We start from the raw sequence: 26,654 nt of genomic DNA, 5'->3' as shown, positions 1-26,654 counted from the left end.
GAGGGGTGTCGGCGGGGAGGCATCAGCAGCCTCCGGCGGTGGTGACGGCCGGCTGGGCGACGGCGGTCGAGGCGGCGGACGCGACTCCGAGCCAGCGCTGCAGGTCCGGGCGGACCCGCCACTGGTAGCTGCGGCCCTCACCGACCCGGTCGTCGGTGAAGCTCGTCGCGGAGGCGGCGGGTGCCGCGATCACGGTCCACGGGCCGGGCGTCGTCCCCGCGAGGCGGCGCTCGAGGGTCCAGCCGGTCGCTCCGGCGGCGGCCGACCAGCTCACGAGGGTGCTCGGCCGACCGGCCGTGCAGCTCGCGACGGGCGTGGCGACCACGGAGGAGCTGGTCCAGGCGCCGAGCCCGACCGCTCCGCTCGTCGTGCCGGTGCCGGAGAATCCGCGCCGGACGAGGGGAGCGGGATCGACCCAGACCGTGATCGTGCCGCCCGCCGTGAGCGCGCCGTCCGTGACCGTGTACGCGATCGTCGCGCTCCCGGTCCAGCCGTCGGCCGCGGGCGTGTAGGTGCACGTGGATCCGGAGCAGGAGAAGGTGCCGCGCAGCCCGGCCGGGACGCTCGTGCCGGCCAGGGCGAGGGTCGTGCCCGCGTCCTCGTCGGTGTCGTTCGCGAGCGGAGCGACGGTGACGGCGGGGCCGCCGGCTGTCGCGACCACACGGTCGGGTCGGGCGACCGGCGCGCGGTTCAGCGCGGTGACGGTGACCGTGACCCGCACGTTCCAGGTGCCGTACTGGCCCGAGAGCGAGTAGTCGAAGACGTCGGTGCCGACGAAGGCGGCGATCGGGCGGTAGGTGCACTGGCCGCGGGTCGCTCCGCTCGCGACGCAGGAGACGGACCCCTGCACGGGAGTGGCGGGGGCGGGGGTCGCCGCGCCTCCGATCGCCTTCGGGGTCGCCGAGAGCTGCGCGCGCGAGAAGGTCGCGCCGGTCGCGGCGGGCCCGTCGTTCGCGAGCACGTCGATCACGACCGATCCGCCCTGCACGACCGTCGCGGCGTCGGCCGCCGGATCGGGGATCACCGAGATGCTCACCGAGGCGGTGCGGGTGAACGCCCCGCCGGTCGGGCCGGTCGCCGTCGCCGTGGCGGTGTTGGCGATCGTGCCGGCGGTGACGTCGGCGGCGGTGGTCGTGTAGGCGGCGGTCGCGGTGACGACCTGGCCGGGCAGCAGTCGTCCGGAAGTGCCCGGCCAGGAGTAGGTGAGAGCGGAGAGCCCGCTCTTGGGGTCGCTGATCGCGACCGCGGTGAGGGTGGTGGTGCCGGTGTTGGACGCGCGTAAGGTGTAGGTCACCACGGTGCCGGCGGCGCTGATGAAGGCGGGGTTCGCGGTCTTGGTGAGCGCGAGGTCGTTCGTGCGGGCGATCGTCACCGTCCGCGAGGCGGTGGCCGTGACGGCGGCGCCCGTCGGAGGGGTGCCGGTCGCGGTCGCGGTGTTGAGGACCTGGCCCGCGTCGACGTCGGCCTGCGTGAGCGTGTACGAGGCGGTCGCGGTGACCGACTGGCCGATCTCGAGGCGCCCGGCGGTCCCCGGCCAGGAGTAGGCGAGCGCGGAGAGCCCGCTCTTGGGGTCGGTGACCGCGACGGCGCTCAGCCCGGTGTTGCCGGTGTTGGTGGCGGTGAAGCTGTAGGAGACGGTCGAGCCCACGGCGGCGCCGGTCGGGATCGTGCCGTTCTTCGTCAGCGAGATCGAGGGCGCGTAGCGGATCGGCGTGGTGGCCGTGGAGGTCGCGGTGACCGTCACGGGCGTGGCGGCCAGGGTGCGGCCGGAGACGGTCGCCGTGTTGACGAGCGACGTGTTCTTGTCGATGTCGGTCTGCAGCACCGTGTACGGCGCCGAGGTGAAGGTCGCGCTCGCTCCGGGGGCGAGCTGCGTCGAGGCGGGCGTGATGCCGGTGACCTTCGGGTCGGCGACGGCGACCGTCTGCAGTGTGACGTTGCCGGAGTTGAGGGCGAGGAAGGAGTAGCGGATCTGCTCTCCGGCGTCGGCCTGGGCGTTGCCGTTCGTGTCGGTGAGCAGGGCGGTCTTGGTGAGGGTCAGAGCGGGAGCCGGGGCGGCGATGGGGGCGGTGACGGTGGCGGTCCTGCTGGTGACGGTCGTCGTCGTCTCGCCGGTCGCGGTCCGTGTGGCCGAGGCCGTCGCCGTGTTGACGAGGGAGCCGGCCACCGCCTCTGCGGCCGTGACCGTATGGGATCCCGTGCAGATCGTGGAGGCGAGCGGAGCGAGCGTCGTGGCCGCGCAGGTGATCGTCGCGACCTTCGGGTCGGTGACGACGATCCCGCTGAGGGACGCCTTGATCGAGCCGTTCGTCACGACGAACTGGTAGGGGATCGCAGCGCCCTCGGTGTAGGCGGAGGGCTGCGCGGTGGTGCGGTCGATCTGCTTGACGAGGGTGATGTCGTCGAGCGTGTTGATGGACGAGACGGAGACGTTCCGGATCAGGTGGGTGTCGAACGAACCTCCCGTGGAGGCGGTGAAGCCGAGCTTGTACGTGGACGGAGCTGCGGTCGGCATCGTGAACTGCATCACCTGCGCGAGTGAGGCGGCCGCCAGGCCTGCGGTGGAGCCGTAGTAGACCGTCACCACCGGCGTGGCCGCTGCCGACACCGTGATGCGGATGGTGCGTCCGTTCGACGCCGGCGGATTCGTCGGGTCCCCCAGGTTGACCGTCGGGCGCAGGGACTGCAGAGTTCCGGGCGACGCTCTCTGGATGAAGCAGTAGCCGGTCCTCCCGTCGCCGGGTCCGCGCGCGACGATCCGGTTGGCGAGCGCCCCGGGAGGAGCGGTGGGGCAGCCCGCTCCCAGCCCGTTCGCCGTGCTCGAGAAGTTCCCGTAGGCGTCCAGTCCGATCCCGAGGTAGCCGCCGCTGACACCGTCGCTGGTCGAGGACTGCCCGTATCCGAGAGAGGCGCCGGAGGCTCCCGCCGCGGTGAGGCTGCGGGAGCCGTCCGTCAGGAAGAACCCGATCCCGTCACCGCCGGTGACGTCGAGCGTGCCCTGGTACTGGTACTGGTCGAACTGCACATCGAGTCCGCCGGTGGCCGGGATCGGCCGGTTAAAGACCGCGCCTCCCTTCGAGGATCCGCGGCTGTCCGTCAGCTGCAGGAAGCCCGGATCCGTCGAGGTCGCCGGCGCCGCGTTCTTCGGGGTCACGCACGTGCCCAGCCGGGAGCTGCCGGTCGGCGGAGTCGCGGTCGCCCGGGTGAGGCACGCGGCGTCGAGCGGCTGCCACGCCGAGTCCGCGACGCTGGTGCCGCCGAAGCCCTCCTGGAGGAGGACCGTGGCCGCCGCGGCCCTCGACGCGGGCAGGACCACGAGGACGGCGGCGAGCAGGAGCAGCACCAGGCCGAGGGCGATCGAGCGGCCGTGGCTCGGTCGGGGATGCGCGTTCGACACGGATCGACCTCCCCCCGGGGCGCCTCGCCGGGCCTTCCGGATGGAGCGGGATCACGATAGGTCGCGGCTCGGAGTCGCCCTGTCCCCCTGAGACGGGACGTGGGCGGCGGACGACGGACCCTCGACCCGGTCGGCACTCAGAAGGGGGAGAGCAAGCGCTGAACCGGCGATCAGGTGGCACCCAGAGAACGCGACCAATCCGGGGGTCTCCCGCGGGAGTGTTGACGTGCGCATGACCTGCGCGCCGAGCGAAAGGCGGCCTGGATCCGTGCCGGCCCCGTGCGACCCCGGAGCCCCGCCACCGGGACGATGCGGTTCCGCTCCCGTGGCGGGCATCTCCAGAGCAGTGGCGCGAGATAGCGCTCTCACCAGGACCTTCTCGCGTCCCTCCGCCGCTCGATGCGAGGTGGGAGCGCCGCCGCGGGTGTCCCTGAAGCGGGTCTGGCGGTCGCGCGGCGGACGCGGGAGGATGCACTCGCGCCTGCCCGCCCGCACGGTCCCCCGAAGGACCGCACCGCGCCCCCTCCACGGTGGTCCGATCCGGACCGCAGCACCCCCCTCACTCCTTCCGGTCAGGCTCCGCCGTCCGAGCAGCCCTCTCCACATCGGGATCCCATGTCCTCTCCTGCGCGCCACAGCCGCCGTCTCGTCCTCACCGGAGCCGCCCTCGGCGTCGGATCCGCCTTCGCCTACGCGATGACCGCGTCCGCGGCGCCCGACTACAGCGTGATCCCGCCGCTGCCCAACGAGCTCGGGCGCAGCGACACGGCGATCTCGCGCGTGGGGAAGAAGCCGTACCAGATCATCGACGTGATGATCGGCACCGACCGTGCGCGGCTCTTCGTCCCGCACACCGCGGTCCCGTCGCAGCGGATCGGCCGGGTCGTCTACTGGTACTACCACGCCAACGGGAGCACCTACGCGGCCCTGTCCGGCGCCTACCAGTACAGCGCCGACCAGGCCGTCGACAAGGGCGTCATCTCGATCTGCCCGAACTACGGCGGCAGCATCTACACGAACAAGCGGGCCGTCGCCATGCAGGTGGACGCGGTCGCCTGGTTCCAGAAGACGTGGCGGATCGGGGCGAGCTTCCTCCGCTCGAACTCCGGCGGTGGCGCACTGCTCTGCTGGGCGTACGGCAACAAGCTGGTCCCCGAGATCCGCGGCGCGTACCACGCGGCCGGCGTCTACGACATGGCCGACATGGCCCGGCGCGACCCGGAGCGGGTTCTGCCGGACTACGACAACGACCCCTCGACGATCCCGGCGACCGACCCCGCGCTGCTGCCGCAGGCCTCGTGGGCGGGGGCACGGATCCGCACGACCGGCTCGACCGAGGACGTCCTCGTCCCCATCGCCGTCCACGGAGGGGCGTGGGTCGCGCTCGCGAAGCCCGTCGCGAAGGAGGCCGTGGTCCTCTACACGCCGACCGACGGCGCTCCGAACGGCCACAACGTGCCGAGCCTGACGAACAAGGACATGCTCGACACGTTCGACCGCTGGCTCGCGGAGCAGCCGGTCGTTCCGCTGCCCGACGAGCCCGCCTCGTCGATCCCCGGCGAGGGCACGTACCAGAACTACTCGCCGCTCATCACGACGGCGGGCACCTGGAGCACCATCTCCTCCTCCGCCGACAGCGGTGGGAGCATCAGCTACTCCAGCTCGGCCGGAGCGTCCGCGAGCTTCCGCTTCTCGGGCACGGGCGTCAGCTGGGTGAGCCGGATGACGGCGACCTCCGGCATCAACGAGGTGCTGCTCGACGGCGTCCTCGTCGCCACCGTCGACCGCTACAGCCCCACGACCCGCTCGGGTCAGACGGTCTGGACGAGCGGGCCGATCGCCGCCGGCACCCACACGGTCACGATCCGCCGGGGGACGACGCGCAACCCGGCGTCCACCGGATCCACGCTGATCCTCGACGCCTTCGTCGTGACCGCGGGGACCGTCTCCACGTCGACCCCCACCCCCACCGCGACGGCGTCTCCGACCAGCACGCCGACGCCGACGGACACGCCGACCCCCACCGACACGCCCACTCCGACCGAGACCCCGACGGCCACGTCCACGCCCACCCCGACCTCGACGCTGCCGGCGGCGGGGACGTACCAGAACGGAGCCGCCGTCATCGCGACCGTCGGCACCTGGGCGACGCTCTCGAGCACCGCCGACAGCGGCGGCAGCATCTCGTACTCCAGCACCTCCACGGCCTCGGCGACCCTCCGCTTCCGGGGCACGAAGGTCAGCTGGGTGAGCCGGGTCACCCCGACCTCCGGCATCAACGAGGTCCTGATCGACGGCGTCCTCGTGGCCTCCGTCGACCGCTACAGCGCCACGAACCGCTCGGCCCGCACCGTGTTCACCAGCAGCACCCTCAGCGCCGGTGAGCACACCATCACCATCCGCCGCGGCAGCAAGCGCAACGCCGCCTCCACGGGCAACTCGCTGATCCTGGACGCCTTCGTCGTCGTGTGACCCGCTCGGGCACCCGAGCCGCCCGCGTGATTCCGGACAGAGGACGCGGGCGGGCTCGGGTGGTCGGGTGTCCGGGGTTCTTGGAGGGGCACTTGTCTCTGAGGCGCTCGCTCGGCGCCCACTGCGCTGAGTCGCCCGGGAATGCAGTTGTTTCAGCGTTCTCGGGACCAACTCGGGCACCTCAGCGGGCTTCGCGCGAGGCGGCCCGTGCGAGCATGCGGGGATGAGAACGCTGATCCTCGGAGGCACGGGCTGGCTCGGCGGGCACCTCGCGGCGGAGGCGCTGCGGCGCGGCCACGACGTGACCTGCCTCGCGCGGGGGACGGGTGTGCCGGCGGGGGTGTCTCTGGTCCGGGCCGACCGCGACCGCGACGACGCTCTCGACGCCGCGGCTGCGGCATCGTGGGACGCGGTGATCGATGTCTCCTCGACCCCGCAGCACGTCCGCCGATCCGTCCGCGACCTGCGCTGCAGCGCCTACGTCCTCGTCTCGACCACGAGCGTCTACGCCGAGAACGCGGTCGTCGGCGCGGACGAGGACGCCGAGCTGCTCGCTCCCTCCGACGACCCCGCCTCGTACGGCGCCGCGAAGGCCGCCTGCGAGCAGGCCGTGCTGGCCGGATCCGCGCCGTCCCTGATCGCGCGCGCCGGCCTGATCGGCGGCCCCGGCGACCCGACGAGCCGCTCCTCCTACTGGCCCTGGCGCTTCCGCACGCGGTCCGGGCCCGTGCTGGTGCCGGATGCGCCCGAGCTGCCGGCGTCCGTGGTCGACGTGCGGGACCTCGCCGCCTGGCTGGCGGCGTCCGCCGAGGCGCGGGTGGAGGGCGTGATGAACGTCTGCGGGACCCCTGTGCCGTTCGGCGAGCACCTCGCCGTGGCGCGCGGCGGGTCGTCCGCCGAGCCGGTCGCCGTGCCGGAGGAGTGGCTGCTCGAGCGCGGCGTCGGCCAGTGGGCGGGCCCCGGCTCGCTCCCGCTGTGGATCGCGGACCCGGACTGGCGCGGCATGAACACCCGCTCGACGGCACGGGCCGAGGCCGCGGGCTTCGAGCGCCGCAACCTCGCCGAGACGCTGCGGGACGCGGCGGCCGCGCACGTGCCGGGACGCGGCGCCGGGCTGGGGGAGGAGCGGGAGCGGGAGCTGCTGGGGGAGTGGGGTGCGGGGCGGGATTGAGGCGGCGGGCCGTCTGGGCTGAGTCGTCCGATGGAGCAGGCGGCCCTACGACGAGGCGCGGAGTTCAGAGGCCGGAAGAAGTATTGATCCCTGCCCGCCTGGCAGCCGCTCGACCGATGTCGTCCAGCTGAGCGAGCATCTCGGCGGGCGGCCTCGTGACGTCGATCCGCACCGTCCGAACCACGACACCGGAGCCTTTCACCGTCGCTGTCCGGTCACTCGTGTCTCCGGCGCTCGAGACGTAGACGAGCGTCCCCTCAGCCAGCCCGAGCACTGTGCAGTAGGCCAGCATCTGGTAGAGGTCCTCGACCCTCGGTGGTCCGAGTTTGTACTTGGCATCGATGACGACCACTGGTCGGCCGCCGGCGACGTGGACGAAGTCGGGTCGGATCGGCTGGCGTCGTTCGAGATCGAGATGAGCGGGGAACTGACCGATACTGACGCCCCGCGAGACCTCTGAGAGAGCGCTGCTCAGAGTCGTGGTCACGAATGCCTCGAACGCCTCCGCCATATTGACGACGAAGGAGGCGACGGTGTGGCCGCCGTTCGTCGTGGTGGGCGTGATGCGTGCGAGCACGAGTTCGGCGAAGCGCAGGGCGGGCTGATAGCGCTGGTTCAGCCGCGACGGCTGCCACGACGGCGTCATCGTCCCTGGCCGCAGGAGGGCCGCCTCCGACAGTCTCGAGTCGAGGTGCGCCAGGCGCCGCCGGACGTCCGGCGACACGCGGGGCACGGCGAGCAGCAGCCGGCCGGCCGCACGCAGGATCCGGTTCTCGACGATGTCGGCCGAGTAGTCGTCGACCGTCAGCTCGATCGGGAGGAGTCGTCCGCCGCGGCGCGACATCTGGTCGGAGAACCGGACCCGCCCGCGCACCGTCATGGCGCTCTCGTCGTACCGTCGGTACCCCTGCAGGAGGCCGTGCCCGAGTGCACGTTCCGCGATGCGCGCGTACGTCTCGGCGACCGCGGGGAAGATCTCCCTGCCGTCGCCGGAGACCTCTTCCGGTCGGAAGCCCGGGTCCGCCGCGTACCCCAGCATGAAGAGCACCGAGGAGAAGGCGGCCTTCGGACGGACGACGACCTCGTCGCCATCGATCCGAATCGCCCCGATCCTGTTGAGCTGAGGCTTCACCTCGGCGCCTGACGCTGTCATGCGGGATTCGAGCAGCCCTGCGCTACATACGCGACCGATGACCTCAGGGTCGAACGAGACCGCCGTCCAGCCGCCGTTCTCGTCGAACTCGACGCGGGTCATCCGGCCGGAGCGTCGTCGACCGCTTCGTCCGGATCCGTGACAGCACCGGGCTCGAGAGCGCTGAGACCGAACGTCGCCCGGACCTCCGCGCGAGACAAGCGTCCGTAGTAGTGCTCGTCGAGCAGCGGAAGGATGTCGTACTCCCAGATCCTCGCCAATCCGGAGTCCGTGCGGGCAGAAGCGCCCATGAGGTAGGACGGGCCGATCTGGAAATCGCGGTCGAGGTCGCCGATCCGCTCGTTGAGCTGCCTCAGCAGAGCACTTCGGCTGATCTCATGGTGCTGTGCCTTCGACCATCGCTCGATCAGGCCGAGTACCGGCTCCTCTGCGGGGTGCAGCTCGACGAACGAGAACCGCCTCCTGATCGCCGCGTCCACCAGGGAGATCGAGCGGTCTGCCGTGTTCATCGTTCCGATGACGAAGAGATTCTCGGGCAGACGGAAGTCCTCCTCCGGCGAGTACTGCAGTGAGACCCCGGCGTCGCGGTATTCGAGGAGCAGGTAGAGCTCGCCGAACACCTTCGCGATGTTCGCCCGGTTGATCTCGTCGATGATCAGCACATGCGGCACTGTCGGGTTCGCCGCCGCCGCAGCAGCGAGAAGACGTACCGGCCCCGGTGCGAGTCGGAAACTCGCGGACCCCTTCTCATCGACCGTCGGCCGGAACCCCTCGAAGAAGTCCTCATAGGAGTAGGAGGGATGGAACTGGACGATGCGGACCGCGCCCTTCGGCGCGATGAAGTCGGCGAGAGCACGGGCGAGATAGGTCTTGCCCGTTCCGGGAGGCCCGAAGAAGATCGCTTGGCGACGCTCCTCGAGGAGACCCAGCACCTCGTTCAGCCACAGTGAGTCGTAATGCAGGCGACCCGCGAGTTCGGGCGTGCTGCGGGGGAGGCGGAGGGGGCCGGACAGCGGAGGTGCGGGCGTCGGTGCGATCGGCGGCGATATCAGGAAGCCGACGTCGGTGATCGGAGCGCTGCCGGACAGGACGTCGAGGACGGCGTTCGGTATCTCCGACCTCGAGACCGGCGTTCGCCAGTCGACGCCGCGTCGTCCTCGGGAATCGAGTTCTCCGATGACGCCCCAGTGCACGTCGTCGGAGCCGTCGACGAAGACCTGGTCGCCGGCCGCCATCGTCACGAGGAACTGCGCAGCCGAATCCACCTCGGTGAGGAGATCGGTGATGAGCGGTCGCGGACCGGCCCCGGACGTCGGCCAGTCTCTCCATGAACGGAGCGCTTCGTCGCGGATGCCGCTTCGACCGCCATCCGGCGGGAGCGTGACGTGGAGGCCTGGGAGGGCGAGTGGCGCGCCGGGAGCGGCCGAGGGTACGGCCCAGCCGCGATGCTCGGTCGGCGGTGCCGCAAGCCACCATTCCGCGTCCCACGGTGGCGAGTACCAGGCGATGTCGAGCTCGCCGCTCGGGTCGAGGCTGTCCCGCAGAGCGAGCAGATCGCGGTCGACGTCGTCCGTCACCGTCGGGAGCGCTCCCGCGAAGGCGTCGCGGATCGCGTGCTTCTGCGCGACGGAGACGATTGCTTCGAAGCAGCTCGGCCAGGCCAGAGCGAGCAGAGAGCTCCGGATCGGTGGAGCATCACCCTGTATGTCGAGCGTGCGGTCGCGGAAGAGCCAGGGATCGCCGAGCGCGGCTTCGCGATCGTCGGACGCGAGGGCGTCCCACTGCCGGACGAAATCGCACAACCAGAGGAGATGCTGTGCGATCTGCTGGTTGAACCCCTGACCGCCGTTGAAGACGCCGCGAGTGTCGAGGGCGTCGACGATCACATCAGGGACCCGGGGGCGATCGGGCAGCACGTCGAGGATCTCCTGCAGAAGAGCGAGCTTCGTCTGCGCCCGGATGTTGATGAGGGGGAGGCGCTGCAGGAAGCAGAGCTCAGCGGCGAGCAGGACGACCGCCCTCGGCTGATCAGTCATCTGCTCGGCGATCCGCTCACGGAAAGTGCCGGTCGACCCGGGTGTCTCGATCGCTCGCCGGAGTGCCGCCGCAGTATCAGCGGTCCAGGTCACGGTCCGGCCGTCGAACGCGGAGGCCTGGCGTCGGAGACCACCGTCGAGGACGACCCGGGCGGCCTGCGCGATCGCCGTCCGCTCCGCCCGGCCCGTCCGTCCGGACGTCTCCGGTTGCTCCGCTGGAACGCCGGGGTCGGTCGTTCCTCTTATGGCCGCGCAGTCCGAGCACCATCCCGGTCGCGTCAGCGTCCTGAGATCGACATCCGGCGCAGCACCCCAGGCCTTCAGCACTTCGTCCTGGGCCCAGATGCGGATCGGAGTCGTCACGCCGTGAGCACATCCTGGGAGATGCAGCTTGCCCGAGGACGCTTCCTCGTAACCGTGCTCGGATGCGGCGAGCCCCCACTCGACGCCGTCGAAGGACCGCGTGGAACCGGAGATGCGCCCTCGAGCTCCCGGAGCAGTGCTGAGCACCAGGAATCCGAGCCCTGTGAGGACCCGCTGTGCCTGGCCGGAGGTGAACTCGCTCCTCTGCAGACCGGTGACCTCGGAGATCACCTGTTTCACGGGGAAGCGGCTGCCGCTCACCTCGACGGAGTACGTGCTCACCTCGGCCGGCGCGGTACGGGCGAGGGTGCTCTCGACTTGTTCCCGTGTGAGTTCGTAGGTGGCGCCGTTGATCGTGAACTGCACTTCGTCCCCTTCGTCGTTCCGGTGAGTCTGTCGGACGGTACCGACTTTCACCGCATCGGCTCCCTTCTCGCGCCGGGAGAAGAGGGGGTGTCACTGACCGTCTTCGAGTCCGTCTGCTCCGGTCTTGGTATGGGGGAGAGTCCGACGCGATGAGCGCGGAGAATCCAACGGGACGGCGACCGATCGAGAAGGAAGCGACAGCCCTTCCGCAGCGAACCGGACCTCGACCGGTATGGCACGATCAACCCATGCCCGGCTCACTGCACGCCTATGTCGTCGAAGGAACCCGTCTCCGAGTGGATGTGGTCTCGGATCAGGGGGCGACTCTCTCCCTTGCGGGGGAATTCACCGATCTCGCGCCGGTGACGGAGAGCGGTGGCGTTCTCGAGAGCAATCCTGCACTGCGCAGCAACATGTGGGCGTACGCCAAGACCTGGTATCGCGCCCGCATGACGTCCAATGCCGAGGCTCTCGCGTATTCGGATCCGGCCGAGCAGAAGGCCGCTCTCCAGCAGGTGGAGCAGGAGCGGCGGACCGCACAGAAAGTGGCCGAAACGTACGCGAAGACGGCGCAGTGGATCGCGGACGTCGCAGACGACGTCTCGCTGCTGGACGTCCAGCACGGATGGTGCTCGTCGTGCTTCTTCAACACCGAGCACCGGAAGTCCAACCGTCCCGCGGGGCAGCTTCCGGTGTACGTCTGCCAGGGCTGCGGATCCGCGACGCTCCCGTGCGTGGCTGTCGGCTGCGGCAACATGGCGGTGCGCGAGCGCGGCGCTCTGCGCGTCCCCCAGTTCTGCGCCGAGCACAAGCACGAGATCCCGGGCTTCGAGAAGGCCCAGGGGACCTTCGGCGAGCTGCACGACTACGAGGCCTTCCTCGAATACGAGAAGCCCGACCTCGACGCGACCTCCAAGATCATCGTGGGCGGCATCGCTGTCCTCGCGATGGCGGCGCCGGTCGCTCTCCTCGCCGCTCCCGCCATCGGCGGCGCGATCGGCTCGCTCGGCGTCTTCGGCGGATTCACCGGCGCAGCGGCGAGCTCACACGGACTCGCGCTGCTCGGCGGCGGCACCCTCGCAGCGGGCGGGCTCGGCATGGCCGGCGGCACGGCGGTCGTGACGGCCGTCGGAGCGGCGGTGGGAGGTGTCCTCGGGGCATCGGTCGCGAACGCCTACCTGAGCGAGGACAAGTCGTTCCAGATCGAGCTGCTCCGTCCGGGAACGGGCGGCGTCCCCGTGGTCGTCGCTAACGGGTTCCTCACCGACGGTGAGGGAGACCGATGGGGCAAGTGGAAGTCGATCGTCGACTCCCGCTACCCGGACTCGCCCGTCTACCGCGTCCGATGGGGGTCGAAGGAGTTGCGGGATCTGACGGATCTCGCCCTGGGCGCAGCAGGCAAGGGCGTCGCCATGGGGCTGCTCAGAGGAGCGGCGGCGCTCGGGCACAAGGCGGGGGCGAAGCTTCTTGGAGGCGTCGCCGGGCCGGCGATGATCGCCTCGGACCTCGCGAGGAACCCCTGGCACGTCGCGAAGAACCGCGCCGACAAGACCGGCGTGATCATCGGTGATCTCCTTGCACGCACGAACGCGGAGTCGTACGTGCTCATCGGTCACAGTCTGGGAGCGAGGGCGATGGTCGTCGCCGCGCAGTCCATGGGCACGAAGCCCGGAGGGCCGCGGATCCAGGCCGCACATCTCCTCGGCACCGCGATCGGTGCGAAGAGCAACTGGGACTCGTTGACCGCCTCGGTCGACGAAGCGGTCTACGGCTACCACTCCCGCAACGACGCGATCCTCAAGTTCGTCTACCGGACGGCTCAGGCCGGTGAGACGGCAGCTGGTCTGGTGGGCTTCATCCCAGCGTCCAGCAAGCTGCAGAACATCGACGTCTCGGATCGCGTCCAGACGCACTTCGAGTATCAGGACAACGTCGAGCTCCACGACGCCGTCTGAGCGGTGCCGGGCGGGAGGTCGGTGACCTCTCGCCCGCGATCAGTCGATCCGCTGGTCCTTCGTCCATTCGCGCAGGACTCGCCGACGACCGCCGGCTCGGCCGTTCGGCCCTCGAGCGACGAGCGCTGTCCGAGCTAGCGCCCTTCCCCACCCAGCCGCTCACTCATCCCCGCGACCTCCTGCCACGCCCCGGTCGCCCGTTCCTCCGCCGTCGCCTCCCGGAGCAGCGCGGTCAACCGCTCCCGCAGCCGCAGCTCCGCCTCGGTCATCGCGCTCTCGTGTCCCCGTGCAAGGAGGTACGAGTGGGCGTCCGTCGCGAAGGCGGCCAGAGCGTCGAGGAAGATCTCGAGGACGCGGGCGGCCTCGCCGACGCGGGACGGATCGTGGGGCACCGGCAGCATCGGCACGAGCCGCAGCCTCCCCTGCCAGAGGCGCTCGTCGAGCGGATCCGCGAAGAGGGTGAGGGCGGTCGCGAGCGTTCCTGAGGCGGAGGAGGGGAACGCGCGGCGGACGTCGTGGACTATCTCGTGGAAGTGGTCGTCGGTGAGGCCGAAGCCGACGAAGAGCAGGTGCCGGGTCGCGAGGGTGGCCTTCACGATCGAGGAGAGGGCGCGGCGGGAGGAATCGAAGCCGAGGTAGTCATCGCGGGTGAGGACGATCGAGGACGGGTCGTCGACGGTGCCGTGGAGCTTGAGCAGCCAGCGCTCGTGGTCGCCCTCGTGGTCGCCGGGGATGACGGCGCGGGGGACGCCCGCGTCCTCGGACGCCGTCTCGAAGAGGCGGTCGTAGTTGAGCGTGATGGCCTGCTCGGAGTCGATCGCGGTGAGGAGCGCCGGCGCGAGACCGTACCGCTCGAGGGATCCGATCTCACGGGCGACGGCCTCGGCGAACCGTCCGGGCTTCTCCTCGTCGAAGAGCGTCGCGAGGTAGGACGCCTGGTCGAGCACGTTCTTCCCGCTGAGGACCGCGGACGTCTCGGAGTCGAGTCCGATCTCGCGGCCGAGCTCCTCGAGCAGTCCGTCCCAGGAGGGGCCGCCGGCGCTGACGCTGGTCCCGGCGCCGAGGAAGGGCACGAGCCGGCGGCGCCGGGCGCGCTCGGCGAGGCTCTGCGCCTCCTCGAGGGCCGGAGCCTCCAGCTCGGGCCAGGACGTCGCGGGATCGAGTCGCCGCCTGGACTGGGCGAAGGCGTGGACGTCGGCGCGGAGGGTGACGGTCGCGATGTCGACCTCGAACGCCTCGGCGGCCTCCCGCAGCACGCGGAGCTGCTGAGCGAGCACGGCGTCGCGGAGGGTCCCTGATCCGCCGCCCGCCGTCGCGAAGAGCGGCACGGCCAGGAGCGGCAGCGGCCGCCTCGTGCGCCGATCTCTCGTCGCCGTCCGCGCGGCGACCTCGACGAAGGTCCGGAGGCGGCGGGCGATGTCGGCGAGTCCTTCGCTGTCCTCGGCGTCGCGCACGGCGTGATCGGGGACGGCGGTGAGGACGGGAGTGGGCTCGCCGTCGCGCGGCGCGAGCGGCAGTGCCGCCTGTCGGCCGTCCGAGAACTCCGGAGTCAGCGCGGCGCGTGCGCGATCCTCCAGCTGCGGCACCCCGCGCCAGAAGTCCGTGAACGAGAGGAAGCGGTCCGTCGGCAGGAGCCACGCGTCGCAGGCGAAGTGGAGGAGGCTCCCGCGGGTGACGAAGAGATGAGGTCGAGGCACGGCCTCTTCCTATCAGCATCGCTCAGTCGCCCGGGAGGGCTCGTTCTCCGCGTCGAGAACGAGCCTTCTCGGGCGACTCGGTGCAGCGGGCCGGGAGTCACGCGAGCATCCGATGCCGACGTGACGCCGGCGTCAGCGCCCCAGCACTCCCGCGTACACCGCGAGGTACTCGTCGACCATCCGGTCCACGGCGAAGCGGCGGCGCGCGGTCGCCCGCACGGCCGCGCGGTCGAGGAGTCCGACCCGCTCGACCGCGGCGACCGCCTCCGCCGCGGAGCCCACCGCGAACCCGGTGACGCCCTCGTCGATGATCTCGGCCATGGATCCGCGGCGGTACGCGATCACCGGCGTCCCGCACGCCATCGCCTCGACGACGGAGAGGCCGAACGGCTCGTCGAAGCCGATCGGGTGCAGGAGTGCGAGCGCCCCGCCGAGGACGAGGGCGCGCTCCTCCGGCCCGACCGAGCCGCGGTAGACGACGCGCGTCCCGTCGACGAGCGGCTCGACCTCCTCGCGCCAGTAGCGCTCGTCCTGCACGATGCCGCAGATGAGGAGTCGGCGTCCGGCCGCGGCGGCGATCCGGATCGCCTCCGCCGTGCCCTTGTCGGGGTGGATCCGGCCGAGGATCACGAGATCCTCTCCTCCGGATCCGGCGGGGAAGCCGTCCACGTCGATCCCGTGGTGCACCGTCGCCGCGTAGTCGAGCTCGGGGGAGCGGTCGCTGTCCGAGATCGACACCAGGTGCGCGGTGCGCGGATGCCGCAGCGCCTCGCGGTAGGCGGGCAGGATCTCGGGCCCCGAGAAGCCGTGCACCGTCGTCACGAGTGGCACGGGCCACTGCGCCGCGAGGGCGAGCGGCAGCCAGTCGAGGTGGTTGTGCACCAGGTCGAACTCGCCGGCGCGGTCGAGGACCGCCGCGATGTGCAGGGCCTCCCAGACGCGGCCGTCGCGGCCCGACTCGGCGTAGCCCGTCGGAGCGACCGACTCGAGCGCGGCCGTCGTCAGGGAGTCGCCGGTCGCGAAGAGCGTCACGTCGACTCCGCGGCGGACCAGCCCCTCGGTCAGGAGGCTCGCGACCTGCTCCCACGGCCCGTAGTGGCGCGGCGGCGTGCGCCATGCGATCGGCGCGAGCATCGCGATCCGCAGCCCGGCCGCCGGGTCCCCGGGTCCTGCGGTCATCGGGCGGCGACGACCGCGGGGGCCGCCGGGACGCTCGGCCGCGTCGGCTGCAGGCCGGCCCGCCGCACCACGAGCGAGGTGTGCAGGGCGGCGATCGTCGACTCCGCGCCCCGGTTCTCGTTGCGCCCCTGCGGCTCCAGCCCGTCGTACCCGGCGCCGGAGAGCGGATCGACCATCACGGTCGCGGAGTCGTTGACCCCGTGGAACCAGGCCCAGCAGGAGGCGAGGCCCTCGCGCCAGAGCGGATCCTCGTCGAGCGTCAGGGCGCGGGCGCACGCGGCGGCGATGGCGGCGACCTCGATCGGCTGCTGATCGAAGAGCACTCCGAGCTCGTCGGGCCCGCGGCCGGCCACGCCCGTCACCGAGAGGCGGCCGTCGCGCGATTCGAGGCCCAGCAGGAAGGCGAGAGCGGCGAACCCGCGCGCGAGCAGCGGCGGATCCTGCAGCGCCTCGCCGGCCGCCAGGAGCGCCTCGGGGACGCAGCCGTTGGCGTAGCGCAGGCGCGCCTCCGGCCAGGGCCAGGCCTGGTCCGTGCAGGAGAGGAGCATCGGCGCGGCGTCGTGCAGCAGCTGGACCGCGACCAGCGAGTGCGGGCGGACGGCGACGACCTCGACCGCGCCGAGCACCGCGAACGTCATGGCGCGCAGGTCCGGCGAGCGCTCCTCCGCGAGGTGGAGGAAGAGCCGCATCGCGCGGCGGCGGGTCAGCGGCAGCTCGGCGTGCGCGGCGACGACCCCCGCGGCCCAGACGCTGCGGCCCCACCAGTCGCCGAGCGAGGAGGCGTCGGCCCACTCGCCGTCGGGCGACAGCCGGTTGTGCACGGTGCCGTCCGGCTCGGCGGCCGCCTCGAGGAAGCGGAGGTACTGCTCCGTGAGGCGTCGGGTCCGGAACGTCTGCTCCGGCTCCTGCGCCACCACGATCAGGGCGCGCGAGACGTCGTCGACGCAGTAGCCGTGCTCGGGACGGGGCGCGTCGAGCAGCGCGTGCTCGTGCAGTCCGCGCTCGTCGGTGAGGGCGTCGAGGTGCTCGTAAGGGAGTGCCGTCGCGAGGGCGGGCCCCGCGGTCACGCCGCGTGCTCGATGCGGAGGCGCTCGACGAGATCGAGGTAGAGGCCGGCGGCTGCGGGCCAGGAGAGGGCGGCCGGAGCGGCTGCGGGGGCGGAGCCGGCGAGCACCTCGCGCAGCGCAGCGGCCATCGCAGTGGGGTCCTCGTGCGCGATCGTGCGGCCGCGGCCGTTCCCGAGCAGCTCGAGAGCGTGGGGGAACTCCGTCGCGACGACCCGTCGTCCGGCGGCCAGCGCCTCGACGAGCACTCCGGAGGTGACCTGGTTGCGGGAGTCGTAGGGCAGCAGGACGGCGTCGGCCTCGGCGACCGCCGCGGCGAGCTGGGAGGGATCGAGGTAGCGGCCGTCGAGCACGACCCGGTCCTCGAGCCGCAGCTCGGCGATCAGGTCGGCCAGCGACTCCCGGTAGGCCTCGCCGGCGTGCGCGACGACCTTGGGGTGCGTCTGCCCGTAGACGGTGTAGTGGGCGGAGACGCCGGCGTCGCGCAGGTCGGCCATCGCGCGGATCCCCCACTCGATGCCCTTGCCCGGGCCGATCAGACCCCAGGTGATGATCTGCGGATCCGCGGCGGCGGCGGGGCGGGCGGCCGCGTTCCAGACGGGGACGCCGTGCGCGATGACGACGACGCGCGAGGCGTCCACGTCGTAGCGGCGCTCGAGGATCTCGGCCGCGACGGCCGTCATCACCACGACCGCGTCGGCGAGGGAGGCGACCCGCTCCAGCACGAGGCGCTGCGAGGGGGTCGGCGTCTCCAGCACCGTGTGCAGGACCACGATCACGGGCACGGCGAGCCGCTCCATCAGCGCGATCACCTCATCGCCGTCGGGTCCGCCGTAGATGCCGTACTCGTGCTGGATGATCGCGACGTCGCAGGAGTCGAGCTCGGCGGCCGCGCGGGCGGTGCTCGCCGGGTCGCCCGCGACGAGCTCGGCCACGACGCTCGTGCCGGGCGTCGATCCGGGTACGGCGAGCTCGTCCATCACGCGGACGGTGCGGATGCCGGCGCCGTGGTCGTCGGCCAGTGCTCCGCCGAGGGCCTCGGTGAAGGTCGCGAGCCCGCACCGCGTGGGCGGGAAGGTCGACAGCAGTCCGACGGTGGTGCCGGATCGCCGGTGCGCGAGGGGGAAGGGGGACTCCATGCTGACTCCAGCCGCGGGGAGGCGGAGCCTTCCCGGGGAGGGCGGTCCGCGAACGGGCGAGACGACTGCCGGGCGGCACCCCTCGCGGGATCCGTGTCGGATCCGGTCCACGGCCGGAGGACCGGGCATGAGTAGCGTCACCCTAGTGGGGGTGGATGACGATCCGGGGTCGCCCGCGGCGAGGCTTCGCCCACCGGTCATCGGGGCGCGGCATCGGCGGTCGGCGTCGGCGGTCTCGGTGACGGTCGGCGGGAACAGGGGCAGGAAGTCGGCGTAGTCGGCGTCGGTGGTCTCGATGACGGCCACCGGGAACACGGCCGCGGTGGCGCCGACGTCGACGCGGTGGCGGATCAGCAGGCCGGCGTCGCGAGTGGCGTCCTCGCGGCCGTGCCCGGCGCGGAGGGCCTACTCGAGGAGGAAGGCACGCCCGTTGATCAGCAGGGTGTCGCCGTCGGTCGCGGCGAGAACGCCGAACTCGTCGACGGAGCGGGTGGAGTCCCCGGCGGTGTCCGAGGTCGCGGCGACAGCGGGAGTGGCTGCGGCGGCGGTGAGGAGGAGCCCGCAGGCGAGTGCGGTGATCACGGTCGTGCGGTTCATCGGCGTCGTCCTTGGCGTCGTGGTGGGCCGCTTCTCGTGGAGGCGGCGGGAACTGGTTCCGAGCCTAGGGCGCCGAGCCCGTCAACGCCCTGGGTCGTTCCTTGGGTTCAGCTATGAAGTACCGTGCAGCCATGCCCTGGGGACGCCTCTACTTCGCCGTGCAGGCGCTCGGCGGAGCGGCCTGGTGGGTCGCCGTGGCGCTCGTCCCCGCCGTGCGGATCGCGACGCTCGGCAGCCTCGATCCCGTCCCTGTCGCGGCTCTCGACCTCCCGCTGTTCGTCGGCGCCTCCGCTCTCGCCGCCGCCGGGATCCGCTGGGCGGCCGTCACCGCGACGGCCTGGACGCTCCTCGTCGCGGTCGCCCTGGCCGTCTGGGCCACCCTGACGGGGGAGGCGGGCTGGGGCGTCGTCGCGATGATCGCCGCGGCGGGCGGCTCCGTCGTCGCGGCGTGCCTGCTCCTGCTCGGCCGGGTGCCCACGCGCTGGATCGCCTCCGGTCCCTTCTCCTTCCGCGTCGCGACCGCGGGCCGCCGACCCGGATCGCACCTCGCCGCGACCCTCGCGCAGATCGCGGTGTTCTGGGGAGGCGCGCTGGTCGTCGTCCCGCTGGTGATCGCCGCGCTGGAGGAGCGCTGGGGCGTGGGCCTCGGAGCGGCACCGCCCGCGGTCGTCGGCGTCGGCGTCCTGCTGCTGGTCGCGGCGAGCGCGCTCGGGATCTGGTCGGGGCTCACGATGTCGATCCTCGGCGACGGCACGCCGCTGCCCATCGCGATGACCAACCGGCTGGTGATCGCCGGCCCCTACCGCTGGGTCCGCAACCCGATGGCGGTCGCCGGCATCGTGCAGGGAGCGGCGGTCGGGCTGCTGCTCTCGTCGTGGCTTGTCGTGCTGTACGCGCTCCTCGGCGCCGTCGTCTGGAACCAGGGCGTGCGCCCGCTGGAGGAGGCGGACCTCGCCGCCCGCTTCGGCGCCGACTTCGAGCGCTACCGCTCGCGCGTCCGCTGCTGGGTGCCCCGCCGCCCGGAGCCGCTGCCGCGCAGGGGGTAGCCGCTGCCGCGGCGCGGTCGTAGAGGCGTTCCGCTCCCGCCGGGACACCGCCTCGGACGCGCCTCTCGCGACGGCTCCGCGCCTCGCCCGCCGACCCCGTCACTCCGCGGTGCGCCCGCGCCCCACCACCGCGGCGACCAGCCCCGCCGACACCGCGGCCAGCGCGACCAGCACCCCGCCCACGCCGAGCGTCCCCGCCATGAGCGGAGTCGCGAGCGCCAGCGCGACACCGGGGAGCGCCAGGCGCGCGGACATCGGCTGGTGCTCGCCGAGCGGCGCGTGCACCGCCCACAGGGTCAGGACGAAGACCGCGACCGGGACCGCGACGGCCGCGCCGATCACCGTGTCGGACGCCTCGAGGTGGCCCGCGGTCGCGGCGACGGCCGCCTCCAGCCCGGATCCCAGCGCCGCGAGGGCCGCGAACGCCGCGAAGTGCGCGTAGCCCCAGCGGTAGGAGAGGCCGCGCCGCCGCTCCAGCAGCTCGCCGGAGGGATGCGAGAACGACAGCCACCACAGCGCGAAGACGATCACCAGCCCGCAGGCCGCGACCAGCACGAGCGAGGCGCTGACGCCCGCCTCCGTCACCGCCCGCTGCACGCCCATCACCGCCGCGAGGACGCCCTCGCCGAGCAGGATGATCGTGAACAGCCCGTACCGCTCGGCGACGTGGTGCGGATGCCAGTTCGCGTCGCCCGCCCGCTGCGCCCAGAGGGGCACGGCCAGCTCGCAGACGACCAGGAGCAGGAAGCTCACCACCCCGACCTCCTCGGGCAGGAGCAGCCGCAGCAGCCAGCCGACCTGCACGATCGAGAAGCCGACGGCGTTGCGCACGGCGGAGGTGCGGTGCTCCGGAGTGGACACGGCGACGCGGATCCACTGGCTCACCAGCGCGAACCGCATGATCGCGTAGCCGATGGTGATCGCCCGGTAGTCGCCCTCCTCGAAGCCGGCCGGCACTCCCGCCGCGAGCACGAGGACGCCGCCCATCTGGGCGAGGGTCAGCAGCCGGTAGGGCACGTCGTCGGTGTCGTAGCCGGAGGCGAACCAGGTGAAGTTCATCCACGCCCACCAGATCGCGAAGAACACCATGCCGAAGGGGAGGAGCCCCTCGGCGAGGTGCCCCTCCTCGGTCGCGTGGGCGAGCTGCTGGGCGATCTGCGCGATCGCGACGACGAAGGTCAGGTCGACGAGCAGCTCGAGCGGACTCGAGACGCGGTGCGCCTCGTCGATCGCGCGCGGCTGCATCCGCACGCGGAGGGGGTGCGCGGGGGAGGCGGGCATGCGCTCATCCTGCACCCGGAGGGCTTTTGCGCGAGTGCCGCTCCCGCCTCCCGCGACCCTCGGCGCCCGCCCTCGCACCGAGTGTCCAGAAGTCGTCGCACTCGAGCGCGAGCGCGACGACCATCGGACACTCGCGGGCGGCCGGATCTCGCCAGGTCGGGCGCAGCCGACACCGCGATCACGCAGAAGTCGCGGTACTCGCGCTCCCGTACGGCCACTTCCGAGTTCTCGTGCGCCCCGGGCGACACCCGGCGGCCCCGCGCCCGCGCCCCGCGCCGGCCCGCGCAGGGCCCCCGCCTACGATGGGTCGGGATGTCCCCCGAATCCGCGCTCGCCGCCCCGACCCGCGCGTCCCCGGGCGCCCGGCGGTCGCGGCGCGGGCCGCTCCTCGGGCTCGCCCTGGTCGCCGTCCTCGTGGCGACGCGCCTGCTCGCCCCGGACGCGGCGGGCGACGCCCTCTCGGACGCGGTGCGCGACTTCCTCACCCTCTCGATCAGCGTCGTCATCGAGTCGCTGCCGTTCGTGTTCCTCGGCATCGTCCTCTCGATCGCGGTGCAGCTGTGGGTGCCCGAGGCCGTGCTGCTGAGGATCCTGCCGAAGCGGGCGCTCCCGCGGCGGCTCGTGATCTCGCTGCTCGGCGTGCTCCTCCCGGTCTGCGAGTGCGGCAACGTGCCGCTCGCGCGCGGGCTGATCGTCAAGGGCCTCTCGGTGTCGGAGTCGATGACATTCCTGCTCGCCGCGCCGATCGTGAATCCGATCACCATCGTCACGACCTACCAGGCCTTCGGCTGGGCCGACGGGATCCTCGTCTGGCGCATCGTCGGCGGCTTCGCGATCGCGAACCTCGTCGGCTGGATCTTCAGCCGCCACTCCGACCCGATGAGCCTGCTCACCGACCGCTTCCGCGCTGCCTGCGAGGCGGGCGAGCGGCCCTCCCGCTCCCTCCGCGACCGCTCCCGGCGCAGCGTGCTGCTGTTCGCCGAGGAGACCGGGGCGATGATGCCGGCGCTGTTCGTCGGCGCCGCCATCGCGGGGCTGATCCAGGTCGGCGTCTCGCGCGACGTGCTGACCACGCTCGGCGGCGACCCGCTCTGGTCGGTGCTGGCGCTGATGGTGCTCGCCTTCGTCATCTCGATCTGCTCGAACGTCGACGCGTTCTTCGTGCTCTCGTTCGGCTCCACGTTCCTGCCGGGAGGCATCATCGCGTTCCTCGTCTTCGGCCCGATGATCGACGTCAAGATGCTCGCGCTGCTGCGCACCACGTTCTCGGCCGCGACGCTGGTGCGCGTCACCGTGCTGGTCGCCCTCGCCGCCGCCGCGCTGGGACTGGCGGTGAACTATGCGCTCTGAGCGCCTCCTCGCCCGCTGGAAGGGCGCCGTCCTCAGCCTGATCGGCGTCGTCTCGACCCTGTGGCTCGCGGCGACCGGCCGGCTCGGCCTCTACATCCACCCCCGCTACTTCGAGTTCTCGGTGGCGCTCGCGGTGATCGCCGGAGTGCTGCTGATCGCGGCGTTCGCGGTCGTGCCGGGCGCCGAGGAGGACGCCCACGAGCACGAGCACGAGGACGACGTCGAGCACCTCCACGCCCCCGCGCCCGCCCGCCCCTGGCGCCGGGTGGTCGCGGTCGCGGCCGGAGTCGCGGTGATCGCCTCCGCCGCCGTCGCCCTGCTCGTGCTCCCGCCGGCCGCCCTCACCGCCTCGACCGCGACGCAGCGCGAGGTCAACACCAGCGCCGTCGACGCCTCCGTGACCGCCGCGGCGCCCACCGGCGACACGGCCTCCTTCAGCGTGCGCGACTGGGCGACCCTGCTGCGTCAGGGCGCGAGCGAGCAGTTCCTCGCCGGCCGCACGGCGACGGTGAGCGGATTCGTGACCCCCGACGCCTCCGACCCCGAGAACGTCTTCTACATCGCCCGCTTCGTCGTCACCTGCTGCGCGGTGGACGCGCAGCCGGTGGGCGTGCCGGTGTACCAGGCCGGCTGGGCCGACACCTGGTCGGAGGGGCAGTGGCTGGAGGCGAGCGGCGGCTTCGGCGCGAACCCGAGCGTCACCAGCGCCGAGGCGGTCGTGCTGGAGCCGGAGGCGCTCACTCCGATCGACGAGCCTGCGATGCCGTATGTCTACTGAGCGCGGCGCGACTCCCGAGCGCGGCGCGTCTCCGGAGGACGGCGCGTCTCTCGAGGACGGCGCGTCTCCCGGCGGCGGCACGTCGGCGCTGAGCGGGCGACGGGCCGATGGCGGCGCGCGGCGGGCTCCCGGCCTCGACTCCGCAGGCGCCTCCCGCTTCCCGCGGCTCTTCTGGGCGGTCGTCGCGGTGCTCGTCCTCGCGGTCGGAGGCCTGACCGCCGCCACCGTCGCGAAGGGGCCCCGGGTCGCCTCCCTCGAGGTCAGCACCGACGGCGTGGTCGAGCGCGACGGCTCCCGCGCCCGCCTGCACCTCGACCAGGCGCTCGAGCCCGACGCGCTCGACCGCGTCCGCGTCGCTCCGGACGCCCCGCACACCGCCGAGCTCGACGGCGGCGTGCTCACCGTCACCTTCACCGACACCCTCCGCTACGCCACCCGCTACGAGATCGGGATCGACGACGCCCGCAGCGCCGCGACCGGCTCGGCCGCCGACGTCTCCGCCTCCTTCACCACGAAGGACCCCGATCTCTTCACCCTCGATCGCACCGCCGACGACCCCTCGCAGCCCGACGCCGTCCGCGTCCGCCCGCTCTCCGGAGGCGACGCCCGGGTCCTCGTCACGGCCGACCGGATCCAGGACTACGCCGTCGTCGGCCCGGTGCTGGTCGTCGTGACCATCGAGCCGGACGACACGAACCTCCTCCGCACGGTCACGCTCGACACCGGCTCCGAGGGCGTCATTCCGCTGCCCGGCCCCGGGACCGTGCGCGAGCTGCACTCCTCGCCCGAGAAGGGCGTCCTCGGTTGGACCTTCACCGGGCAGGCGCCGTCGGGCCCGCTCGACCGCGCCCTCTACTCCTACGACCTCACCGACCAGAAGGCCGAGGCGGTCCCCGTGCTCGGGATCGACGGCGGGCCGCTGCGGGCGCGCGACTGGATGTTCGTGCCCGGCACCACCTCGGTCGTCACCCACTCGCTCGACGACACTGTGCTCCTGCTCGACCTGCTGACGCCCGGGTCGATCAGCCCGCTCGGGCAGCACGCGGAGCTGCGCGGATTCGTGCCCGGCGCGAACCGGCTCGTGGTCGCCGATCCGGAGTCGGGCTCGCTGATCGACCTGGCCGACGGCTCGGTCGAGACGCTCGCCCTCCCCCCGGCGGACGTGAGCGCGACCGCGTCGCCCGTGCAGATCCTGCTCCTCGACTCCGGGAGCTACGTCGAGCTCGAGGCCGAGTACGCGCCGGAGACGGGCGCGACCCAGTACTCCGTCGTCCGCGTCGACGCGTCCGGCACCTCGGAGGTGTTCCGCACCTCGCCGACGGGGCGCATCCGCGGCGTCTGCCTCTCGCCGAACGGGCAGTACCTCGCCGTCGAGACCGTCTCGGTCGAGGGCCGGCCGGACGACTACCCGGGCGAGCCGGGCTTCAGCGCGACCTCGACCGTGCTCGTCGACCTCGGCACCGGCGACACCGCGCGCAGCGTCAACGGTCGCTCGCGCGACTGGTGCGCGTAGGGGGCCGGTCTGACGACCGGCTCGTCGACCTGACTGCCGAGGTGCCGGCCTGGCAGCCGGCTGCCGACTCGTCGACCGGGTCCGGCCCCCCACAGCCGAGGCGTCCGCCGCTCAGTCGAACCGCGCGCCCTCCGGCCGCGGCGGCAGCACGAACAGGATCAGCAGGAACACGTAGCCGGCGATCGGCACGAGGATCGCGAGGATCCAGAGCCCGCTGCGGTTCACGTCGTGCAGTCGCCGCCAGATCAGCGAGAGCGACGGGAGGAACGTCGCCAGGGCGATCGCGCCCGCGGCGAGCGACACCCAGAAGGTCTGGAACGGCGCGCCGCTCGGGTACGGGGTCAGCGTGAAGTCGAGGCGCCACGGACCGCCGTCGGCGAGCTGCAGCAGCCCCGTGAGGACGCTGCCGAGGAGGATGATCCACCAGTACTCGGCCCGGCTCGCCCTCCCGCGGAAGCGGAGGTAGTTGCCGAAGAAGCGGCGGAGCGCCGCCATCGGCGGAGCCCCGTAGTAGGGGAGGGTCAGCGGCGGCTCGAGGGTGCTCGGGCTCATCGGGTTCCGTCTCTCATCCCTCGACCGTATCCCCTGCTCCCCGCGGCGCCGCGTCGGCCGTGCGGACGACATCCCGGTGTTCGCGCCGGAGGAATGCCGGCGTTCACGACGCAGGAACGTCGCCGTGACGGAATGGAGGAAGGCGTCGTTCTCGCGCCGGAGGAACGCCGCTGTGTTCGCGGCGGAGGAGGGTCGCCGTCTTTACAACGGAGGAAGAACGTTCCGACTCGAGCGCGAACACGCGGATCGGCATGCGCCGGAACGCGTTCTTCCTCCGTCATCAACACGATCAGCGAGTAGGGACCGCCTCCGCCCGCACCGCCGCCGTCGCCCGGGCGTCGACGATCAGGCTGACGACGAGCCCCACTGCGACGATGACGATCGCGACCCACGGCAGCACGTCGAGCCCGCTCGCGTCGATCGCCAGTCCGCCGACGACCGCGCCGCCGCCGATGCCGATGTTGAACGCCGTCGTCTGGAGCGCCGCGGCGAGGCTCCGCAGCTGGAAGGAGGAGGTGCGCAGCATCCGGGTCTGCAGCATCGCCGGGATGCCGCCGAACGCGATGTTCCAGATCACCGCGGCGACGACCACGGCCGTGGCGGCGCCGGTGCCCGCGGCGACGGCCAGGCCCGCGAGCGCCAGCACGACCGCGATCGCGGCGACCACGAAGCCCGAGCGGGGGAACCGGTCGGTCGCGAAACCGGCCAGGACGAGTCCGACCGCCCCTGCGCCGCCGAACGCGAAGAGCACGAGCGGCACCGTGTCGGGGGCGAAGGAGGCGTTCTCGAGCCAGGGCGTGATGTAGGTCGAAAGGGTGTTCTGGCCGATCAGCACCAGCAGGATGACGACGCAGACGCCGATGATGCGCGGGAGCGTCCGGTCCTTCCGCGCCGGCAGGCGGATCTCGCCGGTCCGCAGCGGGATGTGGTGGTCGACCGCGGGCAGGAACTTCACCACGATCAGCGCGAGCACGAGCACGACGCCGCCGAGGATCGCGAAGGTGGGCCGCCAGCCGAACGCATGCCCGAGCGCCGTGCCCAGGGGGACGCCGAGGACGAAGGCAGCGGATCCGCCGCCCGCCGTGATCGCGGTCGCGCGGCCGAGCTGCTCCGGAGCGACGAGGTGCGCGGAGTAGGCGGCGACGATCGCCCAGAAGAGGCCGTGGGCGAGCCCGCCGAGGATGCGCGCGCCGATGAGCAGCCCGAAGGTGGGGGCGAGCGCGGCGAGGACGTTGGCGACCGCGATGGTGCACAGCGCCACGAGGAGGAGGCTCTTGCGCGAGAAGCGCTGGGTCACCAGGGTCAGCGGAGTCGTCGCGACGACGACGGTCGCGGCGAAGATCGTGACGAGCTGGCCGGTGAGCGAGATGCTCACCCCGAGGTCGCGCGACATGTCGGGGATGAGCCCGGTCGGGAGGAACTCGCTCGTCACGGAGACGAAGACGGCGCCGGCGAGCGTGAGCAGGCCGATCCAGGGGAAGGCGGGGGCTTTCGCGGTGTCCTGAGGGTTCACGGTGTCCTGAGGTCGGGGGCGGGCGGCAAGGG

General features: G+C 72.3%; 18 protein-coding genes. 7 read left to right on the top strand and 11 right to left on the bottom strand.

Annotated features, from left to right (window positions below; genetic code table 11):
* Positions 1–22: 22 nt before the first annotated feature.
* Positions 23–3,397, bottom strand: coding sequence for an Ig-like domain-containing protein (locus tag C5C10_RS14235; protein ID WP_258060603.1), 3,375 nt, complete (start codon positions 3,395–3,397; stop codon positions 23–25).
* A 615-nt stretch (positions 3,398–4,012) separates the two neighbouring features.
* Between C5C10_RS14235 and C5C10_RS17930 the strand changes: the two genes are divergently transcribed.
* The gene (locus C5C10_RS17930; protein ID WP_181073472.1) at positions 4,013–5,869 is read left to right on the top strand and encodes a hypothetical protein; all 1,857 of its coding nucleotides are present in this window, start codon (positions 4,013–4,015) and stop codon (positions 5,867–5,869) included.
* Between the two features lie 223 nt (positions 5,870–6,092).
* On the top strand, positions 6,093–7,040 hold the full coding sequence (locus tag C5C10_RS14225; RefSeq protein WP_104329559.1) for an NAD-dependent epimerase/dehydratase family protein: 948 nt from the start codon (positions 6,093–6,095) through the stop codon (positions 7,038–7,040).
* A 64-nt stretch (positions 7,041–7,104) separates the two neighbouring features.
* On the opposite strand, the gene C5C10_RS14220 is transcribed toward C5C10_RS14225, so the two are convergent.
* Both C5C10_RS14220 and C5C10_RS14215 read right to left on the bottom strand, forming a co-directional pair.
* A complete protein-coding gene (locus C5C10_RS14220) occupies positions 7,105–8,295 on the bottom strand; it encodes an McrC family protein (protein ID WP_104329558.1) in 1,191 nt (396 codons plus the stop codon).
* Complete coding sequence (locus C5C10_RS14215; RefSeq protein ID WP_104329557.1) at positions 8,292–10,958, bottom strand: AAA family ATPase; 2,667 nt, start codon at positions 10,956–10,958, stop codon at positions 8,292–8,294. The genes C5C10_RS14220 and C5C10_RS14215 overlap by 4 nt, the downstream gene beginning before the upstream one ends.
* 149 nt (positions 10,959–11,107) lie before the next feature.
* Between C5C10_RS14215 and C5C10_RS14210 the strand changes: the two genes are divergently transcribed.
* The gene (locus C5C10_RS14210; protein WP_104329556.1) at positions 11,108–12,913 is read left to right on the top strand and encodes a DUF726 domain-containing protein; all 1,806 of its coding nucleotides are present in this window, start codon (positions 11,108–11,110) and stop codon (positions 12,911–12,913) included.
* Positions 12,914–13,047: 134 nt separating this feature from the next.
* On the opposite strand, the gene C5C10_RS14205 is transcribed toward C5C10_RS14210, so the two are convergent.
* The 5 genes from C5C10_RS14205 to C5C10_RS14185 form a co-directional block, all read right to left on the bottom strand.
* Positions 13,048–14,610, bottom strand: a complete 1,563-nt coding sequence (locus tag C5C10_RS14205; RefSeq protein ID WP_104329555.1) for an SIR2 family protein — start codon at positions 14,608–14,610, stop codon at positions 13,048–13,050.
* 132 nt (positions 14,611–14,742) lie between these two features.
* A complete protein-coding gene (locus tag C5C10_RS14200) occupies positions 14,743–15,789 on the bottom strand; it encodes a glycosyltransferase family 4 protein (protein ID WP_258060602.1) in 1,047 nt (348 codons plus the stop codon).
* Positions 15,786–16,856 (bottom strand): glycosyltransferase, encoded by a 1,071-nt coding sequence (locus C5C10_RS14195; protein ID WP_181073471.1) that lies wholly within the window; start codon positions 16,854–16,856, stop codon positions 15,786–15,788. The genes C5C10_RS14200 and C5C10_RS14195 overlap by 4 nt, the downstream gene beginning before the upstream one ends.
* Complete coding sequence (locus C5C10_RS14190; protein WP_104329554.1) at positions 16,853–17,992, bottom strand: glycosyltransferase; 1,140 nt, start codon at positions 17,990–17,992, stop codon at positions 16,853–16,855. The genes C5C10_RS14195 and C5C10_RS14190 overlap by 4 nt, the downstream gene beginning before the upstream one ends.
* Before the next feature lie 405 nt (positions 17,993–18,397).
* Positions 18,398–18,589, bottom strand: a complete 192-nt coding sequence (locus C5C10_RS14185; RefSeq protein ID WP_104223384.1) for a hypothetical protein — start codon at positions 18,587–18,589, stop codon at positions 18,398–18,400.
* 131 nt (positions 18,590–18,720) lie between these two features.
* On the opposite strand from C5C10_RS14185, the gene C5C10_RS14180 reads away from it, so the two are divergent.
* Entirely contained in the window at positions 18,721–19,635 is a 915-nt protein-coding gene (locus C5C10_RS14180; RefSeq protein ID WP_104329553.1) for an isoprenylcysteine carboxylmethyltransferase family protein, read from the top strand.
* A 99-nt stretch (positions 19,636–19,734) separates the two neighbouring features.
* On the opposite strand, the gene C5C10_RS14175 is transcribed toward C5C10_RS14180, so the two are convergent.
* A complete protein-coding gene (locus tag C5C10_RS14175; protein ID WP_219813270.1) occupies positions 19,735–20,916 on the bottom strand; it encodes a low temperature requirement protein A in 1,182 nt (393 codons plus the stop codon).
* 312 nt (positions 20,917–21,228) lie between these two features.
* Here C5C10_RS14175 and C5C10_RS14170 point away from each other — a divergent pair, with 312 nt between their 5' ends.
* From C5C10_RS14170 to C5C10_RS14160, 3 genes are read left to right on the top strand one after another with little or no spacing between them, the layout of a single operon-like run.
* The gene (locus C5C10_RS14170; protein ID WP_104329552.1) at positions 21,229–22,266 is read left to right on the top strand and encodes a permease; all 1,038 of its coding nucleotides are present in this window, start codon (positions 21,229–21,231) and stop codon (positions 22,264–22,266) included.
* On the top strand, positions 22,256–23,044 hold the full coding sequence (locus tag C5C10_RS14165) for a TIGR03943 family putative permease subunit (RefSeq protein WP_104329551.1): 789 nt from the start codon (positions 22,256–22,258) through the stop codon (positions 23,042–23,044). The genes C5C10_RS14170 and C5C10_RS14165 overlap by 11 nt, the downstream gene beginning before the upstream one ends.
* Positions 23,034–24,557: a hypothetical protein gene (locus tag C5C10_RS14160; RefSeq protein WP_104329550.1), complete on the top strand. Its 1,524-nt coding sequence runs from the start codon at positions 23,034–23,036 to the stop codon at positions 24,555–24,557. Before C5C10_RS14165 ends, C5C10_RS14160 begins: the two co-directional genes overlap by 11 nt.
* A gap of 111 nt (positions 24,558–24,668) precedes the next feature.
* On the opposite strand, the gene C5C10_RS14155 is transcribed toward C5C10_RS14160, so the two are convergent.
* Entirely contained in the window at positions 24,669–25,109 is a 441-nt protein-coding gene (locus tag C5C10_RS14155) for a DUF805 domain-containing protein (protein WP_104250042.1), read from the bottom strand.
* A 289-nt stretch (positions 25,110–25,398) separates the two neighbouring features.
* On the bottom strand, positions 25,399–26,654 hold a 1,256-nt coding region (locus C5C10_RS14150), incomplete at its 5' end, for an MFS transporter (RefSeq protein WP_219813269.1).

Origin of the sequence: Rathayibacter sp. AY1A3 (assembly GCF_002930975.1) — a bacterium.
Lineage (GTDB): Bacteria > Actinomycetota > Actinomycetes > Actinomycetales > Microbacteriaceae > Rathayibacter.
This window is presented reverse-complemented; position numbering and strand designations above follow the sequence as displayed.

Excerpts from the sequence above, each read along its gene's own strand:
- C5C10_RS14180 (WP_104329553.1), top strand. The coding sequence starts at position 18,721 with ATGCCCTGGGGACGCCTCTACTTCGCCGTGCAGGCGCTCGGCGGAGCG.
- C5C10_RS14200 (WP_258060602.1), bottom strand. The coding sequence starts at position 15,789 with ATGACCGCAGGACCCGGGGACCCGGCGGCCGGGCTGCGGATCGCGATG.
- C5C10_RS14170 (WP_104329552.1), top strand. The coding sequence starts at position 21,229 with ATGTCCCCCGAATCCGCGCTCGCCGCCCCGACCCGCGCGTCCCCGGGC.
- C5C10_RS14155 (WP_104250042.1), bottom strand. The coding sequence starts at position 25,109 with ATGAGCCCGAGCACCCTCGAGCCGCCGCTGACCCTCCCCTACTACGGG.
- C5C10_RS14160 (WP_104329550.1), top strand. The coding sequence starts at position 23,034 with ATGTCTACTGAGCGCGGCGCGACTCCCGAGCGCGGCGCGTCTCCGGAG.
- C5C10_RS14210 (WP_104329556.1), top strand. The coding sequence starts at position 11,108 with ATGAGCGCGGAGAATCCAACGGGACGGCGACCGATCGAGAAGGAAGCG.
- C5C10_RS14220 (WP_104329558.1), bottom strand. The coding sequence starts at position 8,295 with ATGACCCGCGTCGAGTTCGACGAGAACGGCGGCTGGACGGCGGTCTCG.
- C5C10_RS14225 (WP_104329559.1), top strand. The coding sequence starts at position 6,093 with ATGAGAACGCTGATCCTCGGAGGCACGGGCTGGCTCGGCGGGCACCTC.
- C5C10_RS17930 (WP_181073472.1), top strand. The coding sequence starts at position 4,013 with ATGTCCTCTCCTGCGCGCCACAGCCGCCGTCTCGTCCTCACCGGAGCC.
- C5C10_RS14185 (WP_104223384.1), bottom strand. The coding sequence starts at position 18,589 with ATGAACCGCACGACCGTGATCACCGCACTCGCCTGCGGGCTCCTCCTC.
- C5C10_RS14190 (WP_104329554.1), bottom strand. The coding sequence starts at position 17,992 with ATGGAGTCCCCCTTCCCCCTCGCGCACCGGCGATCCGGCACCACCGTC.
- C5C10_RS14165 (WP_104329551.1), top strand. The coding sequence starts at position 22,256 with ATGCGCTCTGAGCGCCTCCTCGCCCGCTGGAAGGGCGCCGTCCTCAGC.
- C5C10_RS14175 (WP_219813270.1), bottom strand. The coding sequence starts at position 20,916 with ATGCCCGCCTCCCCCGCGCACCCCCTCCGCGTGCGGATGCAGCCGCGC.